The 1071-nt window shown below is 45.8% G+C and carries 2 protein-coding genes; one reads left to right on the top strand and one right to left on the bottom strand.

Annotated elements, in window-relative coordinates; genetic code table 11:
• On the bottom strand, positions 1–893 hold an 893-nt coding region (locus KDK16_RS12775), incomplete at its 3' end, for a WD40 repeat domain-containing protein (protein ID WP_257276419.1).
• Here KDK16_RS12775 and KDK16_RS12770 point away from each other — a divergent pair.
• On the top strand, positions 892–1071 hold a 180-nt coding region (locus KDK16_RS12770; RefSeq protein WP_257276418.1), incomplete at its 3' end, for a hypothetical protein. The two genes, KDK16_RS12775 and KDK16_RS12770, sit on opposite strands and share 2 nt — an antisense overlap.

The raw sequence follows: 1071 nt of genomic DNA, 5'->3' as shown, positions 1-1071 counted from the left end.
ACTTTTTCTTCCCATGATCCATCGTCCTTCTTGCCGTAGATTATCGCCCTGGCATCTTTACCGGAAATCACCAAATGGCGGTTATCGGCGCTGATTGTCGCTGAGTTGACGTCTTTAATAGGGGAAATGGTGGCTTTTTCTTCCCATGAACCATTGGCCTCCAGGCCGTGGATCTTCATCTTCTGATCGCGACTGATGGTCACCACAGAGCGGTCATCGGCGCTGAAGGTGGCTAAGTAGACATGTTTATCATGGTAAATAATGGCTTTTTCTATCCATGACCCATCGTCCTGCTTGCCATAGATTTTTGCCCTGCCGTCTAAACCGGCGGTCACCAAATAGCGGCCATCGGCACTCAAGGTGGTTGAGAGGATATTGTCATCATCGGAAATAGTGGCTTTTTCTGCCCATGACCCATCGTCCTTCTGGCTGTGTATTTTCACCTTGTAATCGTCACTGTGGGTCACCAAATGGCGGCTATCGGAGCTGAAGGAGACAGAGACGATGGAGTAGTCATAGAAAATGGTGGCTTTTTCTGCCCAAGACCCATCGTCCTGCTTGCCATAAATTTTCGCTGTTTTTTTATAGCCACTTGTGGTCACTATATAGCGGCTATCGATGCTGAATGTGGCTGAGTTGACTCTGTCTTCATGGGAGATAGTGGCTTCTTCTTTCCATGATCCATCGCCCTTTTGGCCGTAGATTTTCAGGGTTTTATCGTCAATTTCGCGCATCACATGTTGGCCATCGGGGCTCAAGGAAGAGGGGTAATTCCGACTATTAACAGGGAGGGTGGCTTTCGTCTCTAATTTAAATGTTTTACATTCAGACATCAGTTTGGTGAGAGTGAAAAAGAACAGAGCAGGAAAGTAAATACTCTCATGACGATCCATGACTGACTTGACTAATGACTCATCCTTTGTGAAACGCTTCAACCATTTCTGGAGTTTATCTTTATCTTTTGCGGTGACGATTGTTTTTATTAGCGCCTGGTGTGATGAAGCAAACCGGCGATGCCATGCTTTTGCCATTGAAGCATCATTTTTGAGCGTGTTGTTAATGTATGAATTT

The organism is Endozoicomonas sp. SESOKO4, from assembly GCF_024606275.1.
The sequence above is the reverse complement of the archived record's forward strand: the minus strand, read 5'-3'. Positions and strand labels throughout refer to the sequence as shown.